At 76.6% G+C, this 4,685-nt stretch carries 5 protein-coding genes; 3 read left to right on the top strand and 2 right to left on the bottom strand.

The genetic code is table 11. The annotated features are described in order from the left end of the window. Nucleotides 1–175: 175 nt before the first annotated feature. Nucleotides 176–622, top strand: coding sequence for a YciI family protein (locus tag CBZ_RS17390; RefSeq protein WP_130782736.1), 447 nt, complete (start codon nt 176–178; stop codon nt 620–622). Next, nucleotides 619–1,833 carry an RNA polymerase sigma factor gene (locus tag CBZ_RS17385; protein WP_130782739.1) on the top strand — a complete coding sequence of 405 codons (1,215 nt, stop codon included), beginning with the start codon at nt 619–621 and terminating at the stop codon, nt 1,831–1,833. Before CBZ_RS17390 ends, CBZ_RS17385 begins: the two co-directional genes overlap by 4 nt. Before the next feature lie 50 nt (nt 1,834–1,883). Here CBZ_RS17385 and CBZ_RS17380 read toward each other — a convergent pair whose 3' ends face one another. Then, a complete protein-coding gene (locus CBZ_RS17380; RefSeq protein WP_218022807.1) occupies nt 1,884–2,705 on the bottom strand; it encodes an alpha/beta fold hydrolase in 822 nt (273 codons plus the stop codon). Between the two features lie 219 nt (nt 2,706–2,924). Here CBZ_RS17380 and CBZ_RS17375 point away from each other — a divergent pair, with 219 nt between their 5' ends. After that, nucleotides 2,925–4,199, top strand: a complete 1,275-nt coding sequence (locus CBZ_RS17375; RefSeq protein ID WP_130782735.1) for a cytochrome P450 — start codon at nt 2,925–2,927, stop codon at nt 4,197–4,199. Nucleotides 4,200–4,312: 113 nt separating this feature from the next. Here CBZ_RS17375 and CBZ_RS17370 read toward each other — a convergent pair whose 3' ends face one another. After that, entirely contained in the window at nt 4,313–4,570 is a 258-nt protein-coding gene (locus CBZ_RS17370; RefSeq protein ID WP_246013510.1) for a PspC domain-containing protein, read from the bottom strand. Nucleotides 4,571–4,685 lie beyond the last annotated feature (115 nt).

The following is a 4,685-nucleotide window of genomic DNA, read 5'->3' as shown; positions in this document are numbered from 1 at the left end:
GCGGCGGGGCTCGCCGTCACCGCCCGGCCCCGGCCCCGCCCGGCTGGTCGCCGCGGCGCCCACCCCGTCGCGACCGCGCCCGCCGTCGCCCTCGCGGATGTCGAGGAACGCCGGCCGGCTCCGTTCCCCGGGTGAGAGTGCCACCCTGGGCACCACAGGACGAAGGAGCAGCACCATGGCCCGCTACCTGATCGCCGTCGACTTCCGGTCCGGCGACGACCCCACCCCCATGGAGGAGTGGACGCCCGACGAGATCACCGCCCACCTCGACTACTACGCCGCGCTCAACCGTGAGCTGGAGGCCAGCGGCGAGCTCGTCGACACGACGATCCTCACCGGTCCCGACCTCGCCAAGGTCGTCCGGTCGGACGGCGTCGGGGCGCCCGTCGTCACCGACGGGCCCTTCCCGGAGTTCAAGGAGTGGCTCGCCGGGTTCCAGGTCGTCGACGTCGAGACCGAGGAGCGCGCGGTCGAGATCGCGGCGCTCGTGTCCGCCGTGCCCGGCCGGGGCGGGCGGCCCACCGGCCAGCCCATCCACGTGCGCCGGATCATGGAGGAGGGCGGCGCGTCCGACGCCGACGGCATGCTCGACTACCTGCGCACCGCGGACGGCGTCGCCTGACCACGCCCGCCGACGCGCCCGAGGACCTGCTGCGCACCCTCGCGCCGCAGGTCCTCGGCGTGCTCGGCCGGCGCTCCGGCGACTTCGCGGCCGCCGAGGACGCCGTGCAGGAGGCGCTCGTCGTCGCCGTGACGCACTGGGCGCGCGACGGCGTGCCCGAGCGGCCGTTCGGCTGGCTGCTGCAGACCGCGACCCGGCGCCTGCTCGACGCGCGACGCAGCGAGGGCGCCCGACGTGCCCGCGAAGAACGGTGGGCCGCCGCGGAGGTGGGCGGCGGGGAGGTCGTCGACCGCGACGACTCCCTGACCCTGCTGTTCCTGTGCTGCCACCCGTCGCTGACGCCCGCGTCGGCGATCCCGCTGACGCTGCGGGCCGTCGGCGGACTCACGACCGCGCAGGTCGCGCGCGCGTTCCTCGTGCCCGAGCCGACGCTGGCGCAGCGGATCAGCCGCGCGAAGAAGCGCGTCGCCGACGCCGGGTCGACGTTCACGCTGCCCGGTCCCGACGAGCGACCGGCCCGGCTGCGCAGCGTCCTGCACGTGCTCTACGTGATGTTCACCGAGGGCTCGACGAGCACCGGCGGCGGCGACCTGCACCGCGTCGACCTGTCCGACGAGGCGGTCCGCCTGACCCGCTGGCTGCACGCGCTCGACCCCGACGACCCCGAGGTCGCCGGGCTGCTCGCCCTCATGCTGCTCACCGACGCCCGCCGCCCCGCCCGGACCGACGCGTCGGGCGACCTGGTCCCGCTGCCCGAGCAGGACCGCACCCGCTGGGACCGCGCGCGCATCGCCGAGGGCCTCGCGCTGCTCGACGCGGCGATCGGCGCGGGGTCGGTCGGGGAGTACCAGCTGCAGGCCGCGGTCGCGGCGGTCCACGACCGCGCCCCGACCGCCGCGGACACCGACTGGGCGCAGATCGCCGCGCTGTACGACCTGCTCGCGCGCATGACGGGCAGCCCCGTCGTCGCGGTGAACCGGGCGGTCGCGGTCGCGATGGTCGACGGTCCCGCCGCGGGCCTGCGGCTGCTGGACGGCGTCGACCTGCCAGGCCACCGTCTCGACGCCGTCCGCGCGCACCTGCTGGAGTCCGCGGGCGACACCACCGGCGCCGCCGCGGCCTACCGGCGGGCCGCGGCGGCAGCGACGTCGGTCCCCGAGCAGCGCTACCTGACCCTCCGCGCCGCCCGCCTGACGACGCCGCCCGCCTGACGGCGCCGCCCGCCTGACGGCCCTGCTCGACGCCGCGCGCGTGGCGTGGGTCAGAGGAGCGTGCGCAGGCGGGTCGCGAACGCCGGCGGGTCCTCCGCGAAGCCGACGTGGTCGCTCGGGAACAGCACCGGCTCGACGCCGAGCTGGGCGGCCAGCGCCCGCGACGAGCGGTCGCACAGCTGACCGGCCGACTCCTCGCCGATCCCGACCACGACCCGCGTCGCCGACGCCCGCAGCGCGTCGACGTCCGGCCGGTACCGGACCGTCGGCCACAGCATGTGCGAGAACTGCACGCGCTCGTCCGCGACGTCCTGCGCGGAGCGCTCCCCGCCGAACATCTGCTCGAGCGCCTCGGGCGGGATCGGGATGTCGGCGATCTCCATGAACTGCTGCCACGCGCCGATGCTGTCGCCGCCCTCGTGCGTCTCGATCATCCGCCGCGTGCGCGCGGCCAGGTCGGCGTCGTCGGGGAGCGGGGCGTGCAGCGGCGGCTCGTGCGCGACGACGGTCGCGGCGACGCCGGGGTGCCGCGTGGCGAGGTCGAGGACCGTGACAGCGCCGCCGCTCGACCCGAGCACCAGGTCGGCGGGCCCACCGACGTGCGCGACCAGCCGGGCGACGTCGTCGGCGCGGACCTCGACGGTGACGTCGGCCTCGGGGTCGTCGACGGTGCTGCGGCGGATGCCCCGCGGGTCGGTCGTCAGGACGGTCCGGTCGGTCGCGAGCAGGTCGGCGAGCGGGGCGAACGCGTCGGCGTCCATCGGCGCGGCGACGAGCACGACGAGCGGCCCGGAGCCGCGCAGCTCGTAGTACAGGCGGGCGCCGGGCACGTCGAGCATGCCGGTGGTCACGGTGGCGGGCGAGGCGGTCACGGGTCCTCCATCAGGGTCGTGCTGGGTGTGCCGGGCGTGCCCGGGCGCGCGGTGCGTCGCTCGGGCTGTCGTGGGGTGGACCGCGGTCGCCGTCGGAACTCATCGGGTTGAGCCGGTCCTCGCGTGCCCGGCCCGGGGCGGGTGCGGGCAGCACGGGGCGACGCCTGCGCGGTCGGCGCCGCTGGTCGGCGTCGGGCCGTGCGGCCTAGTCTCCGCGGGATGACGGTCTTCTCGGACGGGCGGGCACCGACGGGCCGGCACGGGGTGCCCGCGGAGCGCGGCGCGGTCGGTGGCGGGACCGCGCCCACGGCCTGCCCGGTGCGCAAGCTCACGCAGCCGGACGACGGGCCGGGGCCGGACCTGGAGCGCGTCGACGGCCCGGTGCCGCGCTGGCGGATCCGCTCGTTCGACCTGGCGCGCACGGTGCTGCGGCACCCGGAGGGCACCCGGCAGGGAGGCTTCAACGCGCAGAACTTCCACGGGCCGGACGGTCCGCGGATCCGGCCGCCGATCCTCTACCTGGAGGGCGACCCGCACCACGCGCAGCGGCGGGCGGCCGCGCGGTTCTTCGCCCCGCGGACGGTCGAGGGGTACCGCGGCTGGATGCAGGAGGCGGCTGACGAGCTGGCCGCGACGGTCCGGTCGGACGCGTGGACGGACGTGACGCGGCTGTCGATGCAGATGGCGGTGCGGGTCGCGTCGCGCGTCATCGGGATCGACAGCGCGACGTCGCCCGCGATGCACCGGCGGCTCGACGCGTTCTTCGAGCCCGACCCGACGGGTGCGTCGGGGCCGGTCCTGCGTGCGCGGGCGACGTGGCGGAACCTCGCGATGCTGCGCTTCTACCTGTTCGACGTGCGGCCCTCGATCCGGGCGCGGCGTCGTCGTCGGCGGGACGACCTCATCAGCCAGCTCCTCGACGACGGGTTCAGCGACGTCGACATCCTCACGGAGTGCGTGACGTACGCGGCGGCGGGGATGGTGACGACGCGCGAGCTCATCACGGTCGCGGTGTGGCACCTGCTGGACGACCCGGCGCTGCTCGCGCGGTACCGGGCGGCGGACCGTGCCGGTCGGGTCGAGGTGCTGGACGAGGTGCTGCGGCTGGAGCCGGTGATCGGGCACCTGCTGCGGGAGACGACGGCGCCGGTGACGCTCGACGGGCCGGACGGTCCGGTCGAGGTGCCGGCCGGCGCGGTGGTCGACATCGACGTGCGCGCGGTGAACGCGGACCCGCGCGCGGCGGGGGCGGACGGCGACCGCCTGTGCCCGGCGCGTGACCTGCCGCGCTCGGTCCTGCCGACGCTGCTGAGCTTCGGCGACGGCCACCACAAGTGCCCGGGGGCGCCGCTCGCCATGGCGGAGGCGGAGGTGCTCGTCACGGCCCTGTTCCGTGAGGACCTGTTCGGGGCGGGGCCGCCGCGGGTCCGGTGGAACGCGGTGAGCGCGGGGTACGACCTGTCGGGCCTGCGCGTGCGTCGCGGCGTGCGCTGACCCGGGCCGCCGCCGGGCTCGCCGGACTCCGGACGCGACGCGGCGGCCGGACCCCCTCCAAGGTCGCGGCCGCCGTGTCGGTCTCGGGGCGCCGGCGCGGTCGCCGGCGGGCGTCAGGCCCGGCTGGGTCCGTAGGGCGCGTAGGTCGACGGGGCGACGGCCTGCGACGGCATGAGGATCCACAGGATCGGGTAGACGAGGATCTGGCTGCCGGGCAGCACCATGAGGACGAGGACGAACAGCAGTCGGGCCGCCCACGGGGAGATGCCGAACCGCTCCCCGAGCCCGGCGCAGACGCCGGCGAGGACGCGGCCGTGGACGGGGCGGACCAGTCCCTGTCGGCTCATCTGGTCGTGGATGGTGCTGCTCACGGTGGTTCCCTCCTGGGAGCGCCGGGCGCGACGGTCGCGTCTCGGCTGTGCCACCAGCATCGCGGCGGGCGACCGCCGGGCACATCGGGGAACGTCCCGGAGCGGACCCAGGGCC

The organism is Cellulomonas biazotea (genome assembly GCF_004306155.1).
Taxonomy (GTDB): domain Bacteria; phylum Actinomycetota; class Actinomycetes; order Actinomycetales; family Cellulomonadaceae; genus Cellulomonas; species Cellulomonas biazotea.
This window is presented reverse-complemented; position numbering and strand designations above follow the sequence as displayed.

Excerpts from the sequence above, each read along its gene's own strand:
- CBZ_RS17375 (WP_130782735.1), top strand. The coding sequence starts at position 2,925 with ATGACGGTCTTCTCGGACGGGCGGGCACCGACGGGCCGGCACGGGGTG.
- CBZ_RS17390 (WP_130782736.1), top strand. The coding sequence starts at position 176 with ATGGCCCGCTACCTGATCGCCGTCGACTTCCGGTCCGGCGACGACCCC.